Source organism: Bartonella sp. AD13SXNS, from assembly GCF_042196465.1.
In the GTDB taxonomy this organism is placed as follows: Bacteria; Pseudomonadota; Alphaproteobacteria; order Rhizobiales; family Rhizobiaceae; genus Bartonella.
This window is the reverse complement of sequence record NZ_JBHIQI010000111.1, coordinates 309-605: the sequence shown is the minus strand read 5'-3', so window position 1 is coordinate 605 and position 297 is coordinate 309. Positions and strand designations below refer to the sequence as shown.

The window sequence follows — 297 nt, the reverse complement described above, 5'->3', positions numbered from 1 at the left end:
CGTAACGTTATCAATATGCTAAAATCAGAAAAAAGAGCACTAACAATATTTGCCAGCGCATAAAAAAACATCAATCCTGCCAAAACAGTTTTACGTGAGAAAGGAGCTGTTACAACAGCTAAAAGAGGAGCTCCAATCACAACACCCAGTGCATAAGCAGAAATATACTGACCTGCTGTCGGAATATCAACAGATGAGCTTTGCGCCATCTCTGGCTGTAGCCCCATTGCCACAAACTCTGCCGTACCAATCGCAAAACTTCCCACCGCAAGAGCGAAAATTGCCAAACATCGTGTA

The 297-nt window shown here is 43.1% G+C and carries 1 pseudogene; it reads right to left on the bottom strand.

Features of this window, described 5'->3' with window-relative positions:
- Positions 1 to 297: pseudogene (locus tag ACFIMQ_RS09675) on the bottom strand (MFS transporter); the annotation flags it as partial.